Source organism: Actinoalloteichus sp. GBA129-24 (assembly GCF_001941645.1).
GTDB lineage: Bacteria > Actinomycetota > Actinomycetes > Mycobacteriales > Pseudonocardiaceae > Actinoalloteichus_A > Actinoalloteichus_A fjordicus.
In genome coordinates this window covers 7101767-7123606 of record NZ_CP016077.1, presented here as the reverse complement: position 1 = coordinate 7123606, position 21840 = coordinate 7101767, and the positions used below count along the sequence as shown (strand labels likewise).

The window sequence follows — 21840 nt, the reverse complement described above, 5'->3', positions numbered from 1 at the left end:
CGGCGTCCTCCCCTACCAGCGCAGCGAACGTTCGACGGCATCCAGCACCCGGTCCAGGTCGGGGAGGAACTCCTCCTCCAGCTTGGCAGGCGGGTAGGGAGTGTCGAAGCCGGTGACGCGAAGGACCGGCGCCTCCAGCGAGTAGAAGCACTCCTGCTGGACCTGGCTGGCGATCTCCGCCGCGATCGACGACTCGCCGGGAGCCTCGCTGACCACGATCAGCCTGCCGGTGCGCCGCACCGACTCGAAGACCGGTGCGAGGTCCAGCGGCGACAGCGACCGCAGGTCGATCAGCTCCAGCCGATGCCCGTCCTCCGCCGCGACCCGGACCGCGTCGGTGCAGGTCCGCACCATCGGTCCGTAGCAGACGACGGTGGCGTCGGAGCCCTCCTGAAGCACCCGGGAGGCGTGCAGCGGACCCGGCGTCGCGCTCGTGTCGAGTTCGGCCTTCTCCTGGTAGCGCCGCTTGGGCTCGAAGAACAGGATCGGGTCGTCGGAGGCGATGGCCTGCTGGATCATCCAATAGGCGTCCACCGGATTGCCGCAGGCCACGACCTTCAGACCTGCGGTGTGTGCGAAGTAGGACTCGGGGGACTCCGAGTGGTGCTCGACCGCGCCGATGCCGCCGCCGAAGGGGACCCGGATCACCACGGGCACCTTGACCCGGCCCTGGGTGCGGAAGTGCAGCTTCGCGAGCTGACTCACGATCTGGTCGAAACCCGGGAAGATGAAGCCGTCGAACTGGATCTCGCAGACCGGCCGGTAGCCGCGGATGGCCAGGCCGATCGCCGTGCCGATGATGCCCGACTCGGCCAGCGGGGTGTCCATCACCCGCTGCTCGCCGAAGTCCTTCTGGAGTCCGTCGGTGATGCGGAAGACGCCGCCGAGCTTGCCGATGTCCTCGCCGAGCAGGAGCACCTTGGGATCACGTTCCATCGCCGCGCGCAGGCCGAGGTTGAGTGCCTTGGCGATGGTGATCTTCTGGGTCGCGCCTGCGGAGCCGCCTGCTGTCGCCGCAGCGCCGCCTGCATCCGGCCGCGCCGGTCTGCTGGTGTTCGCGTCGGGGCCCTGTGCCGTCGTCCGGGATCTCGTCTCGGCCATCAGTGCGCACCCCCCGAGTGGTCGAAGTCGGACAGGTAGGTGAGGAACTCGTCGCGCTGCCGATCCAGCGGCGGGCTGCCTTCGGCGTAGACCTGGGAGAAGATCCGCTCGGGGGGCGGCGTCGGCATGTCGACGCAGTAGGCGCGCAGTCGCTCGGCGAGGGCATCGGACTCGGCGTCGACCTGAGCGAAGAACTCCGCGTCGGCGAACTGGCTGCGCACCAGGTGCACCCGGACCCGCTCGATGGGGTCCTTGAGCTTCCACGCCTCCAGTTCGTCGGAGAGGCGATACCGGGTCGGGTCGTCCGAGGTGGTGTGGGCGTCCATCCGATACGTGAAGGCCTCGATCAGGATGGGGCCGTTGCCGCTGCGGCACTCCTCCAACGCCCATCGGGTGACCGCGAGGGTGGCGAGCACGTCGTTGCCGTCCACCCGGATGCCGGGGAAGCCGAAGCCGTTCGCACGCTGATACAGCGGGATGCGGCTCTGGCGCTCCATCGGCTCGGAGATGGCCCACTGGTTGTTCTGGCAGAAGAACACGACCGGTGCGTCATAGACCGCGCCCCAGACGAAGGCCTCGTTCACGTCGCCCTGGCTGGTGGCTCCGTCGCCGAAGAAGACGATGGTCGCCTCGGCGTCGTCCTGCTGCCCGTCGCCCACCTTGCCGTCGAGTCGCTGGCCCATCGCGTAGCCGGTCGCATTGAGGACCTGGTTGCCGATGACGATCGTGTAGGGGTGGAATCGCTTCTCCAGCGGGTCCCACGTGCCGTGGTCGGTGCCACGGAAGATGCCCAGCAACTCCGTCGGGTCGATGCCTCGACACCAGGCGACCCCGTGTTCGCGGTAGCTGGGGAACGCCATGTCGGCGGGGCGCATCGCCCGACCCGCGCCGATCTGTGCGGCCTCCTGGCCGAGGAGCGGCACCCAGATGCCGAGCTGTCCCTGGCGCTGGAGTGCGTTGCACTCACGGTCGGCGCGTCGGACCAGGACCATGTCCCGGTAGAGGTCGCGCAGGCCCTCCGGAGGGATGTCGAGGTCGAAGTGCGGGTGCGTGACTCGCTCACCCTCAGGGGTGAGGAGCTGCACCAGGTCGGGGCCACCTTCCGAGGTGGCGCGCAGTCCAGCGATCACCTGCTCCGCCGTGGGTCGAGCCGCCACGGCGGCGGGGGCGCTCTCCGATGGCGGCGGTATGTCGGCCGAGGAACTCGGCCAAGGCTTGGTCCAGTATTCGGGCGACGACATGCCTGTCTCCTCAGTCTTGAGGCCCGCGCTCACCACTTGTGATGGCGGAGCACGGACGCACCGCCGGGCGCCGCCACCGTCCTTTGGGACTGCGACATCGACCGTCGGCACTGACGGTTCGCTCCAGCCATACTTGCATGGTCGCTGGGCGGGCAAGAGTATCGATGGTCGCTAAAGATGCCCCTGGTTTGTGGTGGAGACCGTCCCTAGCTGCACGTTCGGCGACACACTGTGCTCGTCCGTCACCGGGGGTCATGGTTTCCGCGGTTGCGGGCGATGGTCTCGCGTCCGTAGTGGATCAAGGCTGTTGCTGGTTCGCGCGGGGAGGTGCCCGGCGGCGGTTCGGCTGCCGTCGTGCCTTCGGGCGGCTCGGCCGCTGTGGTCTCTAGGCGGCTCGGTCGCCGTGTCTTCTGGGCGGCTCGGCCGCCGTGTCTTCTGGGCGGCTCAGCCGCCGTGGCCCGCTCGCATCCCGGCATCCCGCATCCCCTCGGTCGCCAGACCCTCCGATGACAGGATGCGGTCGTGACGCACGCAGAGCTGATGACGACGGTGCAACGACAGTGGGACTCGGCAGTCCTCCCGAGCCTGGAGCGGCTGGTCGAGATCCCGGCCCTCTCGCCTGCCTTCGACCCGGACTGGGCCTCCTCCGGGCACTTAGACGCGGCGATCGCGCATGTCGAGTCCTGGATCTCCGACCGGGGACTGACCGGCGCGACCACCCGAGTCCTGCGGGGGCCAGGACGTACGCCGTTACTGGTGGTGGACGTCCCGGCGACGCCGGGAGCCGAGGACGCGGGGACCGTTCTGCTGTACGGACATCTCGACAAGCAGCCGCCCGTCGGCGGCTGGTCCGAGGGCCTCGGCCCGTGGACGCCGGTCGTCCGGGACGGCAGGCTCTACGGGCGCGGTGCGGCCGACGACGGCTACGCGGCCTATGCGGCGACGACGGCCGTGGAGGCACTGCGGTCCACCGGCGGCGCCCATGCCAGGGCCGTCGTGCTGTTGGAGACCGGTGAGGAGTCCGGTTCGCCGGACCTGCCCGCCTATCTGGCGGAGCTGAGCGACGACCTCGGCGAGGTCACCCTGGTGGTCTGCCTCGACTCCGGGGCCGGCGACTACGAGCGGATGTGGCTGACGACCTCGCTGCGGGGGATGGCTCAGATCCGGGTGCGGGTGACGGTGCTCGACGCCGGACAGCACTCCGGCATGGCCAGCGGTGTCGTGCCCAGTTCCTTCCGCGTCCTGCGGGTGCTGCTCGACCGGATCGAGGACGCCGAGACCGGGGAGCTGCTGCTGCCCGAACTGTCGGTCGAGGTGCCTGCGAATCGGATCGACGAGGTCCGGGCGGCGATCGAGGCGGTGCCGGGCCTGGTGTCCGACGGCATCCCGCTGCCCGCCGACATCCGGCCGGTCGTCGACGACCCGGTGGAGCAGGCGTTGAACAACACCTGGCGGCCGACCCTGTCGGTGATCGGTGCGGCGGGCCTGCCGGACCCCGACGAGGCGGGCAACGTGCTGCGCCCGTCGACGACCCTGGCGCTGAGCTTCCGTCTCCCGCCGACCGCCGACCCGGATGCCGCGCTCGCGGCACTGCGGACGGTGCTGACCACGGATGTGCCGTACGGGGCGCGCGTCGAGTTGGACCGCAGTGAGTGCGCCCCCGGCTGGAACGCACCCGAGGTGGCGCCCTGGCTGGGGGCCGCGTTGGCGACCGCGAGTGACGAGGTCTTCGCCTCGCCGTGGCGGACGATGGGCATCGGCGGCTCGATCCCCTTCATGGGCCTGCTGCATGCCGCCTATCCCGCCGCTCAGTTCGTGGTGACCGGAGCACTCGGTCCGGGCAGCAACGCACACGTCCCGGACGAGTCGCTACAGCTGGACTATGCGGCGAAGGTCACTTCGGCGGTGGCCGTGGTGCTCGACGCGCACGCCCGCCGAGGCTGAGGGATCGCTCTCCTGCGGTGATTGACCCGTCACCGCAGGTGAGCCCTCCCGGCGTGCCCGACCCGCCGGTTCCCGGCGACGGCTCACCGAATTCGCCGTGATCTTGTGACTCGCGAACGTCCTAGTCCACCTGGCGGATCAATTGCACCCACATGCGTCACATCTCTACTCGTGGTTGAGTCCCTTAATCCAATGGTTACCTTAAATTTCGCCCAGTAGTGGAATGATGCCTTCCGTTCGATACGGATAGTGATCGGAGGGCGACGTTTTGGTGCAGCGGACTCGACCGCAGGCCCTGGTCGCGGCCTGCGTACTGGCCGCGTCCCTCGGACTCGCGGGTTGTGGATCGACCCCGGAGGCGGAGTCGCCAGAGGAAGACCGCGTCATCCCCGACGTCGAGCTCGTCTCCGAGGGCAGGCTGTTGACCTGCACCCATCTCCCGTATCCGCCCTTCCAGTACGAGGAGGACGGCGAGGTCGTCGGCTTCGACGTCGACATCGTCGACCTGATCGCCGACGAACTGGCCGTCGATCAGGCGATCGTCGACATGCCCTTCGACGGCATTCAGAACGGCGCGGCGCTCGACGGGGGCGAATGCGACATCGCGGCAGCCGCGATGACGATCACCGAGCCGCGCGGCGAGGTGGTCGACTTCGCCTATCCCTATTTCAACGCCGCGCAGGCATTGCTGGTCGAGCGCGCCTCCCCCGTCCGGGGCCTGGAGGGGATGCACGGCATGCGCCTCGCCATTCAGGAAGGCACGACCGGTGCCGCGTTCGTCGAGGAGTACAACGCCGAGCACGGCAACCCGATCGAGCTCGTCTATTACACCAACCTCAGCGCACTGACCCAGAGTCTGCGCTCCGACGAGACCGACGGCGTGGTCTCCGACAACGGGCCGCTGCACCAGTTCGCCGAGGTCTACCGAGACACCGAGGTCGTCGCCGAGTTCGACACCGACGAGCAGTACGGGCTCGCGGTCCGCAAGGGCAACACCGAGCTCCTCGACGTCGTGAACCGGGTGCTCGAAGAGGCTCGCACCGACGGCAGGTATGAAGAGATTCATCTGAGGTGGTTCGGTGTGACGCCGAACCAGTGGTGATCTCGCAGGTCAGCAACCGTCCTCGACGGCATCTCCATGGACACCGGCTACGGTGCCCATTCGCCCCCCGCTCACCGGAATCGAAGGAACGAGACATTGGAACGGCGTAGTAGAAGGATCTTCCACCCGGCCGTCGTGCTGGCCCCCGCCCTCGCGTTGACCCTCGCGGCCTGTGGTGGTGACAGCGAGGGTGCTGGCACGGACTCGGGCGCGGCGACGGTCGACGGCATCGAGCTGATCGCCGAGGGCACGCTGACCACCTGCACCCACCTGCCGTACGAGCCGTTCCAGTTCCGGGAGGGTGACGAGGTCGTCGGCTTCGACGTCGACCTCGTGGACCTGGTGGCCGAGGACCTCGGCGTCGAGCAGGCGATCATCGACACCCCGTTCGACACGATCCAGTCGGGTGCCGACCTGGATACCGGCAAGTGCGATGTAGCTGCGGCGGCGATGACTATCACGCCGGAACGAGATGAGAACATCGACTTCTCGGACCCGTATTTTGATGCCAACCAGGCTCTTATGGTTCCTGCCGACTCGGATGTTGCGGGTTTGGATGACCTGTCCGGCCTTCGAGTGGCGGTCCAGGCGAGCACGACCGGCAAGGATTACGCAGAGGAGAACATCGCAGACGCCGAACTGGTCACCTACGAGGACTCGGGCTTGTTGACCGCCGCCGTCCAGACGGGCGAGGTCGACGCTGCCATTAATGACAACGGCATCCTCTATGATTTCGCGGCGAATAACGATGACGTCGTAGTGGTGACGGAATTCCCCACGGGAGACCAGTACGGACTCGGCGTGCAGAGCGACAATGACGTCCTCCGTGAGCGGATCAACGAGGTCCTGGCTGCGGCCCAGGAGGACGGTCGGTACGACGCAATCTACGAGAAGTGGTTCGGTACGGTGCCTGGGGATTCCGAGGACGCCGACTCTGACGACGCCGAGGGTGATGACGCGGGGGCCGACGAGACAGACGAGGAGTCCGAGGTGGAGTCGACCGAGACCTCGGAGAACTGACCGATCTGATCTGACGGGGCCGGCGTGCTAGAGCGCGCCGGCCCCTCGCATTCGCCACCGGCAGCCGACGTCGTGCCTGCCGCAGTCGACCTTCGTAGAACACATTCCAGGAGTACGAGAGACCATGGCGGGAAACAACACGGCAGGCCGGGTCGCCGGGGACGATCCCCCAGCTGCGCCGCCTCGGCCTGCGGTCGGGGAGACACCCGGCAGGCAGCCCCGACGGCGGATCAGCAAGCGACAGCGGGCCAGGCTGTTCCGAGGCGTGCAGTACCTGATCCTCATCGCCGCACTCGTCGCTTTGGCGTTGGCGGCCGACTGGGGACAGATCCAGCGGGCCTTCTTCAACATGGAGGTGGCGGCCAACCTGTTCCCCTCCGTGATCACGGTCGCGCTGGGCAACACCATCTTCTACTCGGTGCTGGGCTTCGGCCTCGGCCTCGGCCTCGGCCTCGTGCTGGCGCTGATGCGGCTCTCGTCGGTGGGGCCCTATCGGTGGATCGCGGGCATCTACATCGAGTTCTTCCGAGGCCTGCCCGCGATGCTGGTCTTCCTCGCCGTCGGCGTGGGCATCCCCTACGCGTTCGACACTCGGCTGGACCGCAACGTCCAGGTCATGGTGGCCCTCGGCCTCGTCGGCGCCGCCTACATCGCCGAGACCATCCGCGCGGGCATCCAGGCGGTGCCGAAGGGACAGATCGAGGCGGCCCGCTCGCTGGGCATGTCGCCCGCCAGAACGATGATCACGGTGATCATCCCGCAGGCGTTCCGCATCATCCTGCCGCCGCTGACCAACGAGCTGATCCTGCTCACGAAGGACTCCTCGCTCGCCTTCTTCCTGGGCAGCACCCTGGCTCAGCAGGAGCTGGCGCAGTTCGGTCGGGAGGCGCTGAACACCAACCAGAGCATGACCCCGGTGCTGGTGGTCGGGTTGTGCTATCTGATCATCACCATTCCGTTGTCGTTCGTCTCCCGAGGTCTGGAGAAGCGATTCGGCAAGGGAGTGGCCAGGAAACCGGTCAAACCCGGTGCGACTCGCAGCGGAGGGCAGTGACATGAGCGAGGCCAAGACCGACGACGCGAATGTCGCCGATCACCGGGCTGACGGCTCGAAGGTGATCGAGGTCCTCGACCTGCACAAGTCCTTCGGTGATCTCCAGGTGCTCAAGGGCGTCGATCTGAGCGTGCGTCGGGGCGAGGTGGTCTGCGTGATCGGGCCGTCCGGTTCCGGCAAGTCGACGCTGCTGCGCTGCGTGAATCTGCTGGAGGAGCCCAGCGGCGGGCGCATCCTCGTCAACGGCACGGAGCTGACCGACCCCGACTGCGACATCGACGCGGCGCGGACCGGGATCGGCATGGTGTTCCAGCAGTTCAACCTGTTCGCCCACCTCTCGGTGCTGGACAACCTCACCATCGCCCAGCGCAAGGTGCTCCGCCGCGACAAGACCGAGGCGGAGCGCATCGCCCGGGCCAACCTCGACCGGGTCGGGCTCGCGGACAAGGCCTCGGCGATGCCCGCTCAGCTCTCCGGCGGCCAGCAGCAGCGGGCCGCGATCGCCAGGGCCCTGTCGATGAATCCGGACGTGATGCTCTTCGACGAGCCCACCTCGGCGCTGGACCCGGAGCTGGTCGGGGACGTCCTCGGCGTGATGCGCGGGCTGGCCGAGGAGGGGATGACCATGCTCGTGGTCACCCACGAGATGCAGTTCGCCCGCGAGGTCGCCGACACGGTCCTGTTCATGGACGGCGGCGTCGTCGTCGAGCAGGGCGACCCGGCCCAGGTCATCGGCGCGCCGAGGGAGACCCGTACCCAGGAGTTCCTGGCACGCGTGCTGGACCCGACGCATCACGGTCCGCGCGATCCGGCGATCTGAGTTCCGCAGGCGAGCACTCGGCTGAGGCGGGCGTGAGGCAGGCTCCGGTGGACGGAGTCGGCCTCACACCCGCCGGAGTGAATTCGGGCGGCGGCTGCTCACCGTCGCCTGGCGCCGGGGACGGCCGTGGCGGGACGATCTTCCGGCCGCTTCGCGCCGATCTCCCCGCTCAGGCCGTCGACCGCCGGTTCCCACTCTGTGGGCGGCGGGTTTTCTTGCGTGTTAAACGTCGTGGTCGCGTGTGACGAGCCCTTCGCAGGCTGCTCCTTTCGAGTTAGGGTGCCGCCCGTGAGCACCACTGATGACGTTGACACGACCCGGCCGACGACGCCCGACGCCGCCTACCTGCGGTCGATGACCGACGCGACTGCCCGCGCGGTCGCGTCGGCCGAACCGCTCGGCTCGGCACACGGGGGAGTCGCGGAAGACGTCCGCGCGGCGATCACGGCGGCCTCGGCTCAGGCAGGCACGGACCTGGTCGCCTTGAGCCGAGACCTGCATGCCCACCCCGAGGAGGGCTTCGCCGAGCACCGGTCGGTTCGGGCGGTCGCCGAGCTGCTCACCGCACACGGCCACCGGGCCCAGGTCGGCGTCGGCGGGCTGGACACGGCACTGGTGGCCACCAGCGGCTCCGCCGACGGGCCGCACGTGGCGGTGCTCGCCGAATACGACGCGCTGCCCGGCATCGGCCACGGCTGCGGACACAACGTCATCTGCGCCGCGGGTGTTGGCGGATTCCTCGGCGCCGCCTCGGCGATCGACGTACTCGGCGGCCGGGTCTCGCTGATCGGCACGCCTGCCGAAGAGGGCGGCGGCGGCAAGGAGATCCTGGCCAGGCAGGGCGTGTTCGACGACGTCGACGCCGTGGTCATGCTGCATCCCTTCACGCACGACCTCGCCATGCACCCCTTCCTGGGCAGGCGCCAGCTGGAGATGGTCTTCCACGGGGTCGCCGCGCATGCCTCGGCCCAGCCCTTCATGGGCCGCAATGCCCTGGACGCGGCGGTCGCCGCCTACCAGGGGGTGGCCGCACTGCGGCAGCACATCCCGCCGGGCGACCGGGTGCACGGGGTCTTCACCGACGGCGGTGCCCGCCCCAACGTGGTGCCCGACCGGGCCGCCGTCCTGTTCTATCTGCGCTCCGCCGAGCCCGAGACCCTGCGCGACCTGGCCGCCCGCCTGGCACGGATCGCCGAGGGCGCCGCCGAGCTGACCGGCTGCGGCGTCGAGCTGCGCTGGGACGCGCAGGTGCCCTACCTGCCGATCCGGCATAACGCCACGCTGGCCGGTCGGTGGGCGGTCAACCAGGAGCCGTGCGGGCGCAGGCCGCTGGCTCCCGGTGTGGTGCCGGACTTCATCACCGGCTCGACCGACCTGGGCAATCTGAGCTTCCGGATGCCCGCCATCCATCCGATGATCGCCGTCGCCGAACCGACCGGCGCGCTGCACACCACCGACTTCGCCGCCGCAGCAGGCAGCCCGGCAGGCGACAAGGCGGTGCTCGATGGTGCGCTCGGACTGGCACTGACGGCAGCCGACTACCTCGGCGATGCCGAACTGCGCACGGCCGTGCACGCCGAGTTCGAGGCGGCAGGCGGCCCCGTCGACGTGCCCGCGTACTTCGACTGAGCCCCGCGCCTCGACGAACCCGCCTACTGCGACGAACCCACCTACGGCGGCGAACCCGGTCGTCGCACCGACCACTCGATCGACGGCCGACTGCCAGGCCAGGCCAGACCGCACACCCGACCGCCGGTCGGCGCTGACGCGACATCGGCCGGGTGACATCGACACCGACGAGCCGCCCGGCTGGTCGGCATCCGATTCATTCGACAGCGGATCGCAGGAGGTGGCCACGGTGACCGACACCGCGACCTCGGCAAAGGGAAACCGGCTCGACCGGGTGTTGAACTGGATCGAACGGGCGGGCAACCGGCTGCCGGAGCCCTTCATCCTCTTCGTGCTGCTCACGCTCGTCGTCGCCGTGGTGTCCACGCTGATGGCAGGCTTCGGGATCACGGTCCTGATCCCCGGCGAGGAGGAGGCCACCCCGGTTCGCGGCGCCTTCACCGGCGAGGGCGTCGAGTTCATGTTCACCGGGCTGGCCTCGAACTTCATCGAGTTCCCGCCGCTGCAGACGGTGGTCACGATCATGCTCGGCGTCGGCCTCGCGGAGCGGACCGGGCTGCTCGCCGCATTGATCAAGCTGGCCTTCGGCAACGCGCCGAAGTGGATGCTGCCCTACGCCTTGGGCTTCATCGGCGTCACCGGCAGCATCATGTCCGACAGCGCGTTCATCATCATCCCGCCGCTCGCGGCGATGGTCTTCAAGGCAGCAGGCAGGCATCCGGTGGCAGGCCTGCTGGGCGGCTTCGCGGCAGCAGGCGCGGGCTACTCGACGTCGATGCTGGTCACGAGCCTGGACGCGTTGTTCTCCGGCATCACCAACTCGGTGGCGGCGACCCTGCCCTTCTCGGGCACCGAGGTCACCCCGGTGTCGAACTACTTCTTCAACCTCGTCTCCGCGATCGTGCTGAGCCTGATCGCGGGCCTCATCATCGCCAAGGTGGTCGAGCCCGGCCTGGAACGATCGAACTTCCCCCGCGAGGAGGTCGGCGCGGCGACCGCGCCCGTCGCGATGTCGAGCGGCGGGCAGGCGCCGCGCACCGTGGAGGCGGCCGAGGCCGCCGAGGAGTTCGGGGAGTCCCAGCGGTCCGAGACGGGCGAGCTGACCGCCGAGGTGTCCGCCCGGGAGCGTCGCGGGCTGCGGTGGTCCGGTGTCACGCTGCTGGTCCTGACCGCCGCGATCCTCACGCTCGCGCTGGTCCCCGGCTCGCCGCTGCGGAACGAGGACGGCGGCTACCTGCCCTCCTCGCCGCTGCTCAGCTCGGTCACCACCCTGGTCTTCCTGGCGTTCTTCGTGCCCGCCCTGGTCTACGGGATGGTCGTCGGGGTGATCCGCAAGGGCGCCGACGTGCCGCTGCTGATGGGCCGGGCGCTCAAGGACCTGTCCGGGTTCATCGTGCTGGCCTTCGTGCTCGGCCAGTTCATCGCCCTGTTCGCCTGGACCAACATCGGCGCCTGGCTCGCGGTGTCGGGCGCGAGCCTGCTGGAGAGCATCGGCCTCACCGGGTATCCGGCGATCCTCGGCTTCATCATGCTGGCCTCGCTGCTGAACCTGTTCATCATCTCGGGATCGAGCCTGTGGACGCTGATGGCCAGCGTGTTCGTGCCGATGTTCCTGTTGATCGGCTTCGAACCCGGCTTCACCCAGGCCGCGTTCCGGGTCGGGGACTCGGCCACCCAGGTGATCACGCCGCTGAACCCGTACATGATCGTGTTGCTGACCTTCGTCCGGCGCTACCAGCCGAGCGCGGGACTGGGCACGCTGATCGCGAAGATGCTGCCGTTCGTGGTGCCGTTCTGGCTGTTCTGGGCAGGCATCCTGACGATCTTCTACTTCTTCGACCTGCCGCTGGGACCGGGGATGGGCATCCATCTGGCCGACTGAGTCGGCGAGTCGTCGGCTCGGCGACCGAGCCTGTCCTCGGGCGCCGTGCACCGCAGGCGGCGATGCACGGTCGATGCGAGGACAGGCTCCGCCCGGTGGCCGTCGGCTCAGAGCCTGTCTTTAATCCCCGCTTTCGGAGTTGCGCGGGGCCAGCGCGGCGATCTGCGGCGTTGTCGTCAGTCGACATAACTCCGTTATGCCTCTTTCCTCCGCCTTGCAGCTCATCCACGCTGATCCCCGCTCACGACTGAGGGGGATCAAAGACAGGCTCTCAGGCGTCGGTCTCTGGCTCCGTGTCGGCGTCGAGGGCTTGGGCGATCAGCTCGTCGGAGAGGATGCGCAGCCTGCGTCGAGCGTCGGGATCGTAGGCCTGCGAGTCCGCGCGATCCTCCTGCGTCGTGTTGAAGTAGCAGCCGCTGACCTCGTCGAATCGATCCTCGGTGATCAGCCGGAGCGTCGCCTCGCCGCCTTCCTCGATGGTGCTGACCGGGGTGATGCCCCATTCCCGGACCATCTTGGTGTCCATGAAGGTCGCGGGATGGACCGCGTTGACGGTGACGCCCTGGTCGCCGAGTTGATCGGCGAGATCGAGGGTGAACATGATCTGCGCGAGCTTGCTCTGCCGGTAGGCACGGGCACCGCTGTAGGCGTGGGTGAGGAGCGGATCGTCGAAGTCGATCGCGGACTGACCCGCGGAGGCGATGTTGACGATCCTGGCGGGCGCCGCGCGGGTGATCAGCGGGGTCAGTCGGTGTCCGAGGTAGTAGCCGGCCAGGTAGTTCACCGCGAAGCGCAGTTCGATGCCGTCGGCGCTCTCCTCACGTGCCTCGGCATCTGAACCGGCGCCGATGCCCGCGTTGTTGACCAGGACGTCCAGCCGGGGCAGGCGCAGATCGAGTTCGGTCGCCAGTGAGTCCACCTCCTTCAGGCTGGAGAGGTCGGCCAGCACCGTCTCGATCTTCTCGTTGCCGGTGGCGGTGACGACCTCGTCTCGGGCCTGCGCGGTTCGCTGCGCGTCCCTTCCGTGCATGACGACCCGAGCACCGGCCGCCGCGAGTCGCTCGGCCAGGTATCGGCCCAGCCCGACGGTCGCTCCGGTGATCAGGATCGTCTGTTCGCTCAACGGTCGCATCGGCGACGCTTCTCCTTCGTAGTCCGTTGACGGCTGAAAGGCGGAGTCACTGTGCCCGGCAGACCTCGCGGGCGAGGGTGCCCGGCGGTTGTGCTGGAGTCGTCGGCGGAGGCCGGGCGCCTGGTGCGTGATCGGGGGCGGACCTCGGCGACTCCGGGGGCAGCCGGTCGGCGGCCGGTCGCCGGTGGCAGTCGATCCTGATCGACGTGGGCCGAGACGTCCTCGGCAGGGGAGGAGGTCCGACCCGGTAGCGCGTGCGTCGGCGTCGTCGCGGAGCCTGCGTCGATCCCCGATCTCACCCTCGAGCCGGCCAGGGCAGCGACCGGTGTGGCGCTCGTCGGTCCGATGTCGGACGCCTGCTGACATGCGGCACTGTGGCAACGCCGCAGGGAGAGTGTGCCCGGTGCGCGGCGATCGGCGCCGCCGGGGACGTTCCGGTGCGGCGCCGAGTGCGCGAGACCATCGGGTCGGACCTGCTGGTCGACCTTGCCTGCCGCTTCCGCAGGCCCCGGCCGTCGAATCGGCGGCATGTCGGCGATTCGACGGCAGGCGGGCCCGCGAGACCACCGTCGTCGGCAGGCTCGTCGCGGCCTGCTGCCGTCGTGGTCCGTCCGGACCCGAGATCATCCGCCCAGTCCCCTCGTGAACAATGAGTCGTGAAGATCAACAAACTGGTGCCGCTGCTCCTCATCGCCCTTGCGCTGTATGCGGTGCTCGTGGACCCGGACTGGGCTTCCGGTCTGGTGCTGTGCCTGTTGTCGTGGTTGCGGATGGTCGCAGAGTCCATCGCGACGTTTCTCCACGGCCTCGGGCAGTAGACCGAACGGCGGAGTGTGGCCTGCGGCTCCGAACCGGCGCTCACCTCTGCCTGCGACCCGAGATCGGTCGGTGGAGTCCGTACCGAGGACTGCCCGTCGACCGCCGGGTCGCCGAGCAGGCGACGCCGCGCCGCATGGTGTCGGGCGGGACCCGACGCGACGGCGGGCTCCGTGTCCTCGTCGGGACGATAGATCGTGAACATGATCCATCATCGCGCGTTATGTCTGGATTATGGTCGTATCGTCTCCATCGTCGAAGCTGGCGGGTCGGTGGCCTCACATAGACGGCCGCCCCGCCGCCGTCTCCTCCTCGTCGAAAGGGTGCGAACACCCGGCATCGTGCCGTCACACCGGGACCGCCGTCGAGTCCGTCATACCGTGGCGGGGCCACCCGCCGCCGCGATCGGAGCCGAGGCTTTCGCCTGTTCCGACAGATAGTCGCTCGCGGCAGTCTGATCCGGTCCCATCGGCACCTTCAGCCTGCGGCATAGCAGCGTCACCAGGATCGCCACCACGAGGTTGGCCGCCAGCGCGACGAAGCCGACGAAGATCTGCGTGTCCGATCCTGTGAACGGATGCCAGCCCAACAGCGACAGTTCGCCGAGCCGCAGCGCCGAACCGCCGAAGTGCTCGCGCCCGGTCACCGGATTCGGGATGGAGTAGAGCATCAGGAATCCCCAGAGCATGCCCGTCGCCCAGCCCGCGATCAACGCCCAGCGGTGGAACCACCGCGTGTAGAGGGCGATCGCGACGGCAGGCAGTGTCTGCAGGATGATCACGCCGCCGATGAGCTGGAGGTCGATGGAGAACTGCGGGTCGACGAACACGATGAAGCCGAGCGCACCGAACTTGACCACCAGCGAGGCGATCTTGGCCTGCCGGGTCTCCTGCGCCGGGGTGGCGTCGCGACGCAGGTACTCCTTGTAGACGTTGCGGGTCCACAGATTCGCGGCGGCGATGGACATGATCGCCGCAGGAACCAGTGCACCGATGCCGATGGCGGCGAACGCCAGTCCGGTGAACCAGCTGGGGAACTGCTCGGAGAACAGCACCGGGATCACCGTGTTCACGTCCGGTCGACCCGTCGCGGCGTTCGTCACCGGTTCGGCACCCGTGGCCAAGGCGGCATAGCCGAGCAGCAGCAACAGCCCCAGCATCAGCGAGTACGCGGGCAGCGCAACCATGTTGCGCCGCACGACCTTTCCGCTCCTGGCCGCCAGGATGCCGGTGAGCGCGTGCGGATAGAGGAACAGCGCGAGCGCCGAACCCAGGGCGAGCGTGGCGTATTGCAGTTGATTGCTCGGCCCGAGCAGCAGGGAGCCACGCGCGTCGCCGGTGGGTCCCGGCTGGGCCAGCGCGGCGCCTGCGGAGTCGAAGATCGTGTCCCAGCCGCCCAGCTTGATCGGTAGATAGATGATCGCGACGATCACCACGATGTAGATCAGGCTGTCCTTGACGAACGCGATCAGCGCGGGCGCCCGCAGTCCCGACTGGTAGGTGTAGACGGCCAGGATCACGAACGCGATCAGCAGCGGGAGATGGCCGAGGAAGCCGCCGCCGTTCAGACCCATTGTGCGCAGCACCGCCTCCAGGCCGACGAGCTGCAGCGCGATGTAGGGCATGGTCGCGAGCAGCCCGGTCAATGCGATGAGCAGCGCCAGCAGCGGCGAGCCGTACCGACCGCGTACGAAGTCGGCCGGTGTCACGAACCCGTGCACCTTCGACACGCTCCACATGCGCACCAGGGGAAGCAGCGCCAGCGGGAACGCGATGATCGTGTACGGCAGCGCGTAGAAGCCGAGCGCCCCCGCACTGAAGAGCAGCGCCGGAACGGCGACGAAGGTGTACGCCGTGTAGAGGTCGCCGCCGATCAGGAACCAGGTGATCCAGGAGCCGAACCGACGGCCGCCCAGTCCCCACTCGTCGAGATGGTCCATGGTGTGACCGGACTTCCACCTCGCGGCGAGGAAGCCCATCACAGTGACCGCGAAGAACAGCACGCCGAAGACGGACAGCTCGACCCAGTGCAGATCGCTCATCGCGATTCGCCCCCGTCCGTGCCGCCGTCCGCAGGGACCTCGCCCGTGCCGACGGCGAGGCGTGGCCGCGTCCGGTTCACCACGATCGCCGTGCATGCCACGCCGAGCGGGATGAACAAGAACTGCGACCAGTAGAAGAACGGCAGACCGAGCAGGCTCGGCTCCATCCGGTTGAAGAACGGCGTGACCAGGACCAGTAGGGGAACCAGCAGCAGCAGGCTCCAGGCGTTCCAACGGCTGGTCCGACCTCGTCGTCGAGGCAGTCCTGTCATGGCTCTCCCCAGTAGGGCGGCGGCATCGGCCGATTCGCGCCTGCGACGGCGGTCCGGGCGGCGGCTGATCAAGGCAGGTGTGCCCCCAGGACAGCCGCCGCCTCGGCGATCGTTCGACCGGCGTGACGAGGATGTCAGTGCGACCTCCGCGGACACGAACGCCGAATGGGTGATCACGGAGCGTGCCGATCAGCGCTCTGTGATCGGCCGACATGACGGCCCGCCTCCCGGTGGCTTGTTCACCTGCTCGATGAGCTCCGCCCCTCGGACATCGCGGTGACCCAAGCGGCGATCGGGCATCGATCGACGAGTACGTGAGTCCGGCATGGACGATGCTCGGTACCGTGTCGAGTGACGACAGTCCGATCGAGAGGCGGAGGCCGTGTCGCGACGCTCGTCGGTGATCGGCGTGCTGCTTGCCGCCGCCGTGCTCCTCAGCGCCTGCACTCAGTCGAGTGATGAGTCGACGAACGACGAGTCCCCGAAGCCGCCCTCCAGAATCGAGCTGCCGCCCTCGGCCGAGACCGGCATCGCCGATGGCGACGGGATGTCGATCGAGCCCGAGATCGTGCCCGCCGAAGGTCTTCCCGCGTCTGGGGACTGCATGGTGCTGACCGACTTCCGGTCCGTCGACTGCGCCGAGCCGCACACGATGGAGGTCGCCGCGATCACCGAGCTGCCCGGCGACCTGCCTCGGATGCGCCCCGAGGACGACGAGATGCTGCGGTTGACGTCGGTCGAGTGCGCCGAGCCGGTGGCCGACTACGTGGGCAGCGGCGACATCAACGCCACCCGGCTGCATCCCTGGACGGTGTGGCCCTCGCAGGACGGCTGGGCCAGGGACGAACGATGGCTGGTCTGCGGACTCGCCGAGCTCGGCACCGACCTGGTGCCCACCGGCCGAACGGGATCGGTGCGCGACGCGCTGGTCGGCGAGCCCTTCTACGACTTCCAGGCCTGTCTGCCCGATTCCCCGACCGAGGCGACCGAACTGCGCTACGTGCCGTGCGACGAGCCGCATCGTGCGGAGGCGCTGCCTGGTGTGCTGCCGCTGCCGGGCCGCCCGAATGATCCGATGCCCTCAGCCGAGGAGATCGAGGAGCTGGCCGCGCCGCACTGTGAGCAGGCGCGGGCGGCGTATCTCGGTGGTGCCGAACGGGACGACATCGCGCTGAGCTGGCGGGTTCCCGAACTGGCCGACTGGCGACGCGGCTCGAACACGGTCGTCTGTTATGTCTCGACCGAGGAGCCGGTGGGTGAACTGCTGTTGGGCATCGGAGACCGTCCACTGCCGGAGTGATCGGACCGATCGGCCCCACCCCGGCAGTCCCTCGTTCGTCCGTTCGTCACTGCGTCACCCGAGTGTGGTTCTCGGTATCGAATGAGCCGTCACCCGCAGGCGCCTGTAGCGCGTTCTGTTCTTCCACGCGGACCTGTTCCGCATTCTCCTGCGTGCTATTGAGTCTCCCGGTGAGGACCGCGACCAGCACCGTCCCCATCGCGAGCGCCGTCATCGCCACTCCCGCATACATCATCATCACCCCCGTTCCCCCGGAACTGTGATCTACGTTACTAGGACGCGGGGGTGTGCGGGTCGGTTCCGGGAAAGACGGCAGGCGTGCGGGGGGACAACGGCTTCATCATCGGGCGTCCCGGCACACCAGTGACTCTCCGCCGCGCCAGGCATCGCCGACACCGCCGCCGTCGAATGCTCCGGTGGCCGTGAGCGTCGAACTGCACGCCACGGAGGACCACGACCGACCTGCTTCGTCGAAGGCCGGTCGGTGGTCCCCCGCAGTGCCCTGCCTGCGAGCGCTCACGCGGCAGACCGGGTGATGCCCTCGCATCACCCCAGGGGGCAGGCGGCCGTCCTGTCGATCGGCCGCCGTCGGGCAGGCACGTCGGTCAGCCCAGCCGCTGCCGCAGCGCCGCCAGCTCGTCGCGCATCGTGCTCGGCAGTGCCGGGCCGATGGTGTCGAACCACTCCTCGATGAGCGGCAGCTCGGCCCGCCACTCGTCGGCGTCGATCGCCAGTGCGGCCTCGACGTCCGCCTGATCCACGTCCAGGCCGCTCAGATCCAGGGCATCGGCGGCGGGGACCAGCCCCACGGCGGTCTCGGCCGCCGCCGCGTCGCCGTCGAGTCGCTCCACGATCCACTTGAGCACCCGGGAGTTCTCGCCGAATCCCGGCCACAGGAACCGGCCGTCCTCGCCACGGCGGAACCAGTTCACGTAGAAGATCGACGGCAGCGCGGCGGCGTCGGCCTGCTTGCCGAGGTCGACCCAGTGCTGGAAGTAGTCGCCCGCGTTGTATCCGATGAAGGGCAGCATCGCCATCGGATCACGGCGCACCTGTCCGACGGCGCCGGTCGCCGCAGCGGTCTTCTCGCTGGACAGCGTGGCGCCGAGGAACACGCCGTGCTGCCAGTCCCGTGCCTGGGCGACCAGCGGGACGGTGGTGGCCCGCCTGCCGCCGAAGAGGATCGCCGAGATCGGCACGCCCTGCGGGTCGTCCCACTCGGGCGCCAGCACCGGACACTGGTTCATCGGCGTGCAGTACCGCGAGTTCGGATGCGCGGCGGGCTCGCCTGCCGCGCCGTCGGCGGGCGTCCAGGCCTGCTTCTTCCAGGAGGTCAAGTTCTCCGGAGAACCCTCCATTCCCTCCCACCAGACGTCGCCGTCTGCGGTGCGGGCCACGTTGGTGAAGATGGAGTTGCCCTGTTCCAGGGTGCGCATCGCGTTCGGGTTGGTCTTCCAGTTGGTTCCCGGCGCCACGCCGAAGAAGCCGTTCTCCGGATTGACGGCGTACAGCCTGCCGTCCTTGCCGAACCGCATCCATGCGATGTCGTCGCCGAGCGTCTCCACCCGCCAACCGGGAATCGTCGGCTCCAGCATGGCGAGGTTCGTCTTGCCGCAGGCCGAGGGGAAGGCGGCTGCCACATAGTGGACCCGGTCGGCAGGCGAGGTGAGTTTGAGGATCAGCATGTGCTCGGCCAGCCAGCCCTCCTCCCTGGCCAGCGCGGATGCGATCCGCAGCGAGTAGCACTTCTTGCCGAGTAGCGCGTTGCCGCCGTAGCCGGAGCCGAAGCTCCAGATCGTCTTCTCCTCGGGGAAGTGGGTGATGTACTTGGTCTCGTTGCACGGCCACGGCACGTCGTCGGCGCCCTCGGCCAGCGGCGCTCCCACGGAATGCAGACAGGGCACGAAATCGGCGTCCGAACCCATTCGCTCGATTACTCGTCGACCCACCCTGGTCATGATGTGCATGGAGACGACCACGTATTCCGAGTCGGTGATCTCCACGCCGAACATGGGTTTATCGGCGGCCAGCGGACCCATGCAGAACGGGATGACGTACATCGTCCGACCACGCATCGAGCCGCGGTACAAATCGGTCATCACCGACTTCATCTCAGCGGGGTCCAGCCAGTTGTTCGTCGCGCCCGCGTCGGCCGGGTCTCGCGAGCAGATGAAGGTCCGCTCCTCGACGCGGGCGACGTCGTCCGGGTCCGAGGCGCACCAGAACGAGTTCGGCCGCTTCGGCAGCGGCACGAAGGTTCCGGCGTCGACGAGTCGCCCGGTCAGGCGATCCCACTCCTCCTGCGTGCCGTCACACCAGACCACCTCGTCTGGGCTGGTCAGCTCGGCGACTTCGTGCACCCACGAGAGCAGCCTCTCGTGGGTGGTCGGTGCGTGATCGAGGCCGGGGATCGCCAATGCGGTCATCGTCTCGTCTCCTGACTGGGCGGCGGCCCTAGGGGAGTCGCCTCGGCGGTGCCGCGGGTGGTCGTCGCCATTCACCGGGAATGGCTCGGTCCGCCCGGTGCGATCGACGGGCGTGGGGAAAAAGGGATGTCGTCGAGGCTAGCGCTCTTGACCAACACTGCTCTACGAGAACGTTGTCACATCGCTCACACGACCGATCAGGTTATCGATTCAGCACTCCAGTGGGTCACGCGTGTCGGAAACAATGCAGAAATATGAAAGACCCCGTATCCCGGCAAACGGGATACGGGGTCTTTCGGTTCAGTGGCGGGTCAGCCCCACTGCGCCTGGGCGTCCGCGCCCGCGTCCGCTGCGGGTTGGCTGAAGATTGCGGAGACGTCGTAGGAGCGCCGATCCGCGGCGCCGGTGTCGTCGTCATCGTCGTCGGCCCAGGCGTCGTCTGCCCAGGCGGCGTCGTCGGATGCCGCCGAGGAGAACGAGCCGCCCCTCCCGTCGGGCTCGCCGCCGAGGTCGATGCCGGACCCGCCGTCGGTGTCGAAGCCTTCGTCCGGGACGAAGTTGCCCTCGGCGTCGAGCCTGCCCGACTCGGTGATGATCCACTCGCCGTCGCCGACGTGCTCGGAGACGACCACCCGGCCGTCCGCGCCGAACTCGCCGATCATGTCGGCCTCTCCGTCGCCGTCCACGTCGCTGACCACCAGGATCGTGCCGTCGTCACCGGTGACCACTGCGGTGTCCAGCACTCCGTCGCCGTCGAGGTCCTCGGTGGGCGGACCTGCTTCGACGCCCCCGCTCGGCGTCTCGACGATCATCGGCGCACCGTCTGCGGTCACGTCGACGTCGTCGCCGGTCCTGCTGTAGTCGTCCTGGCCGTCGGTGGGGACGCCCGTCCCCGATCCGCCGATCGCGTCCTCGACGTCGGTGCCCACCCAGTCACCGGCCGCCTCGTCGTAACCGGCGGCCGACGTGACATCGCCGTTCTCGTCGAGCTTGACGAGCAGATCGGCGTCCCCGTCGCCGTCGACATCGGAGAAGACGGCATACCCCTCGTCCGACTCGATGACGACCGAGTCGTTGATGCCGTCGCCGTTCATGTCGTAGTTGGCCTCGGCGGTGTACTCCTCGCCGTCCACGGTGACCTTCAGATCGGTATCGGCCGTCGCGGTCGTGTCGGCCGAGCCGTCCGCGTCCTCGATGTACACAACGTCCCCCTCATCCTGGTTCCGCGAACCGCTCGGCTCTGCGAACTGTGTCGACGTTCTCGGGTTGGACTCGACGGGAGGCCGGTCGGTTCCGCGCCGTCGGCAGATCGTTTTCGTCGCCGCAGGTACGGCGGCTGCGGATGCCGTCGGCGTGCGAGGGTAGACACGGGTGCGACCTCGGTTCCAGCGCCGGGTTGTTCGTGGAGGCGGCGGCCGCCTGGACGAGCCGACGGGCTCAGCCGCCGACGCGCAGGGCGCTCAGCAGCCGGTCCAGGGATCGGCCGACCGCCACGAGGTCGCGCTCGGGGTCGTCCGAGCGCGCGAGCCACAGCGCCGCCTCGTTCATCGCGCCCGAGAGCAGCCGAGTGAGCGGTTCGACGGGCTGCGCCTCGATGACTCCCTGCTCGACGAGGCCGGTCAGGGCCTCGGCGAGATGGGCCCCGGAGGCCGCCTCGTCCAGCGCCCGCCAGTCGTGCCAGCCGAGGACGGCGGGCCCGTCGACGAGCAGGATGCGTCCTCTGGCGGGCGCGGCGCCTGCGGTCAGAAAGGCTTGACAGCCTGCGAGAAGCTGCTCCCACGGGGTGTCTGCGGCATCGGCGGCGGCGGCCACCTCGGCGGCGACCTCGTGCGCGACGTCGTCGACCACCGCGTGGAAGAGACCTGTCTTGCTGCCGAAGTGGTGGTAGAGCGCGCCCTTGGTGAGGCAGGCGGTCGTGGCGATCTCGGCGAGCCCGACGGCGTGATAACCCCGCTCGGCGAACAGGTCCCGGCTGATCGAGATCAGTGTTCTCCGGGTCTCCGCCCGCTGTCGGGCCTTGCTGCCTCCGGGGCTCATCGCCGCCGCCCTTCCTTGGAACA

18 protein-coding genes are annotated in these 21840 nt (G+C 68.7%); 9 read left to right on the top strand and 9 right to left on the bottom strand.

The window, feature by feature from the left end:
- Window positions 1-12: 12 nt before the first annotated feature.
- Both UA75_RS30635 and pdhA read right to left on the bottom strand, forming a co-directional pair.
- Window positions 13-1101 carry an alpha-ketoacid dehydrogenase subunit beta gene (locus UA75_RS30635; RefSeq protein ID WP_083683841.1) on the bottom strand — a complete coding sequence of 363 codons (1089 nt, stop codon included), beginning with the start codon at window positions 1099-1101 and terminating at the stop codon, window positions 13-15.
- Complete coding sequence (pdhA, locus tag UA75_RS30630) at window positions 1101-2342, bottom strand: pyruvate dehydrogenase (acetyl-transferring) E1 component subunit alpha (RefSeq protein WP_075743176.1); 1242 nt, start codon at window positions 2340-2342, stop codon at window positions 1101-1103. Before pdhA ends, UA75_RS30635 begins: the two co-directional genes overlap by 1 nt.
- A 540-nt stretch (window positions 2343-2882) precedes the next feature.
- Here pdhA and UA75_RS30625 point away from each other — a divergent pair.
- The 7 genes from UA75_RS30625 to UA75_RS30595 all read left to right on the top strand — a co-directional run bounded on the left by UA75_RS30625 (window position 2883) and on the right by UA75_RS30595 (window position 11793).
- The gene (locus UA75_RS30625) at window positions 2883-4286 is read left to right on the top strand and encodes a M20/M25/M40 family metallo-hydrolase (RefSeq protein WP_075744409.1); all 1404 of its coding nucleotides are present in this window, start codon (window positions 2883-2885) and stop codon (window positions 4284-4286) included.
- A 271-nt stretch (window positions 4287-4557) separates the two neighbouring features.
- Window positions 4558-5388: an ABC transporter substrate-binding protein gene (locus tag UA75_RS30620; protein WP_198042882.1), complete on the top strand. Its 831-nt coding sequence runs from the start codon at window positions 4558-4560 to the stop codon at window positions 5386-5388.
- Between the two features lie 96 nt (window positions 5389-5484).
- Window positions 5485-6408 carry an ABC transporter substrate-binding protein gene (locus UA75_RS30615; protein WP_232237567.1) on the top strand — a complete coding sequence of 308 codons (924 nt, stop codon included), beginning with the start codon at window positions 5485-5487 and terminating at the stop codon, window positions 6406-6408.
- Window positions 6409-6637: 229 nt separating this feature from the next.
- On the top strand, window positions 6638-7462 hold the full coding sequence (locus UA75_RS30610) for an amino acid ABC transporter permease (protein WP_075744407.1): 825 nt from the start codon (window positions 6638-6640) through the stop codon (window positions 7460-7462).
- 1 nt (window position 7463) lies between these two features.
- On the top strand, window positions 7464-8282 hold the full coding sequence (locus tag UA75_RS30605; protein WP_075744406.1) for an amino acid ABC transporter ATP-binding protein: 819 nt from the start codon (window positions 7464-7466) through the stop codon (window positions 8280-8282).
- A gap of 354 nt (window positions 8283-8636) precedes the next feature.
- Window positions 8637-9911, top strand: a complete 1275-nt coding sequence (locus tag UA75_RS30600) for a M20 family metallopeptidase (RefSeq protein WP_075744405.1) — start codon at window positions 8637-8639, stop codon at window positions 9909-9911.
- A gap of 229 nt (window positions 9912-10140) precedes the next feature.
- Window positions 10141-11793 (top strand): AbgT family transporter, encoded by a 1653-nt coding sequence (locus tag UA75_RS30595; protein ID WP_232237566.1) that lies wholly within the window; start codon window positions 10141-10143, stop codon window positions 11791-11793.
- 271 nt (window positions 11794-12064) lie between these two features.
- Here UA75_RS30595 and UA75_RS30590 read toward each other — a convergent pair whose 3' ends face one another.
- Window positions 12065-12925 carry an SDR family NAD(P)-dependent oxidoreductase gene (locus UA75_RS30590; RefSeq protein ID WP_075743173.1) on the bottom strand — a complete coding sequence of 287 codons (861 nt, stop codon included), beginning with the start codon at window positions 12923-12925 and terminating at the stop codon, window positions 12065-12067.
- A gap of 656 nt (window positions 12926-13581) precedes the next feature.
- Between UA75_RS30590 and UA75_RS33605 the strand changes: the two genes are divergently transcribed.
- The gene (locus UA75_RS33605; RefSeq protein WP_157434525.1) at window positions 13582-13743 is read left to right on the top strand and encodes a hypothetical protein; all 162 of its coding nucleotides are present in this window, start codon (window positions 13582-13584) and stop codon (window positions 13741-13743) included.
- 371 nt (window positions 13744-14114) lie between these two features.
- On the opposite strand, the gene mctP is transcribed toward UA75_RS33605, so the two are convergent.
- A complete protein-coding gene (mctP, locus tag UA75_RS30585) occupies window positions 14115-15782 on the bottom strand; it encodes a monocarboxylate uptake permease MctP (protein ID WP_075743172.1) in 1668 nt (555 codons plus the stop codon).
- Window positions 15779-16054, bottom strand: coding sequence for a DUF3311 domain-containing protein (locus UA75_RS30580; RefSeq protein WP_075743171.1), 276 nt, complete (start codon window positions 16052-16054; stop codon window positions 15779-15781). Before UA75_RS30580 ends, mctP begins: the two co-directional genes overlap by 4 nt.
- A 382-nt stretch (window positions 16055-16436) precedes the next feature.
- On the opposite strand from UA75_RS30580, the gene UA75_RS30575 reads away from it, so the two are divergent.
- Window positions 16437-17354 (top strand): septum formation family protein, encoded by a 918-nt coding sequence (locus UA75_RS30575; protein WP_075743170.1) that lies wholly within the window; start codon window positions 16437-16439, stop codon window positions 17352-17354.
- Window positions 17355-17400: 46 nt separating this feature from the next.
- Here the strand turns inward: UA75_RS30575 and UA75_RS30570 are convergent, their stop codons facing one another.
- The 4 genes from UA75_RS30570 to UA75_RS30555 all read right to left on the bottom strand — a co-directional run bounded on the left by UA75_RS30570 (window position 17401) and on the right by UA75_RS30555 (window position 21817).
- Window positions 17401-17592, bottom strand: a complete 192-nt coding sequence (locus tag UA75_RS30570; RefSeq protein WP_157434524.1) for a hypothetical protein — start codon at window positions 17590-17592, stop codon at window positions 17401-17403.
- A 367-nt stretch (window positions 17593-17959) separates the two neighbouring features.
- Window positions 17960-19780 (bottom strand): phosphoenolpyruvate carboxykinase (GTP), encoded by a 1821-nt coding sequence (locus UA75_RS30565; RefSeq protein ID WP_075743168.1) that lies wholly within the window; start codon window positions 19778-19780, stop codon window positions 17960-17962.
- A 311-nt stretch (window positions 19781-20091) separates the two neighbouring features.
- Window positions 20092-20982 (bottom strand): DUF6802 family protein, encoded by an 891-nt coding sequence (locus tag UA75_RS30560; protein WP_075743167.1) that lies wholly within the window; start codon window positions 20980-20982, stop codon window positions 20092-20094.
- Between the two features lie 235 nt (window positions 20983-21217).
- Entirely contained in the window at window positions 21218-21817 is a 600-nt protein-coding gene (locus tag UA75_RS30555; protein ID WP_075743166.1) for a TetR/AcrR family transcriptional regulator, read from the bottom strand.
- Between the last annotated feature and the right edge of the window lie 23 nt (window positions 21818-21840).

Excerpts from the sequence above, each read along its gene's own strand:
- UA75_RS30635 (WP_083683841.1), bottom strand. The coding sequence starts at position 1,101 with ATGGCCGAGACGAGATCCCGGACGACGGCACAGGGCCCCGACGCGAAC.
- pdhA (WP_075743176.1), bottom strand. The coding sequence starts at position 2,342 with ATGTCGTCGCCCGAATACTGGACCAAGCCTTGGCCGAGTTCCTCGGCC.
- UA75_RS30625 (WP_075744409.1), top strand. The coding sequence starts at position 2,883 with ATGACGACGGTGCAACGACAGTGGGACTCGGCAGTCCTCCCGAGCCTG.
- UA75_RS30605 (WP_075744406.1), top strand. The coding sequence starts at position 7,464 with ATGAGCGAGGCCAAGACCGACGACGCGAATGTCGCCGATCACCGGGCT.
- UA75_RS30600 (WP_075744405.1), top strand. The coding sequence starts at position 8,637 with ATGACCGACGCGACTGCCCGCGCGGTCGCGTCGGCCGAACCGCTCGGC.
- UA75_RS30590 (WP_075743173.1), bottom strand. The coding sequence starts at position 12,925 with ATGCGACCGTTGAGCGAACAGACGATCCTGATCACCGGAGCGACCGTC.
- mctP (WP_075743172.1), bottom strand. The coding sequence starts at position 15,782 with ATGAGCGATCTGCACTGGGTCGAGCTGTCCGTCTTCGGCGTGCTGTTC.
- UA75_RS30580 (WP_075743171.1), bottom strand. The coding sequence starts at position 16,054 with ATGACAGGACTGCCTCGACGACGAGGTCGGACCAGCCGTTGGAACGCC.
- UA75_RS30570 (WP_157434524.1), bottom strand. The coding sequence starts at position 17,592 with ATGATGATGTATGCGGGAGTGGCGATGACGGCGCTCGCGATGGGGACG.
- UA75_RS30565 (WP_075743168.1), bottom strand. The coding sequence starts at position 19,780 with ATGACCGCATTGGCGATCCCCGGCCTCGATCACGCACCGACCACCCAC.
- UA75_RS30555 (WP_075743166.1), bottom strand. The coding sequence starts at position 21,817 with ATGAGCCCCGGAGGCAGCAAGGCCCGACAGCGGGCGGAGACCCGGAGA.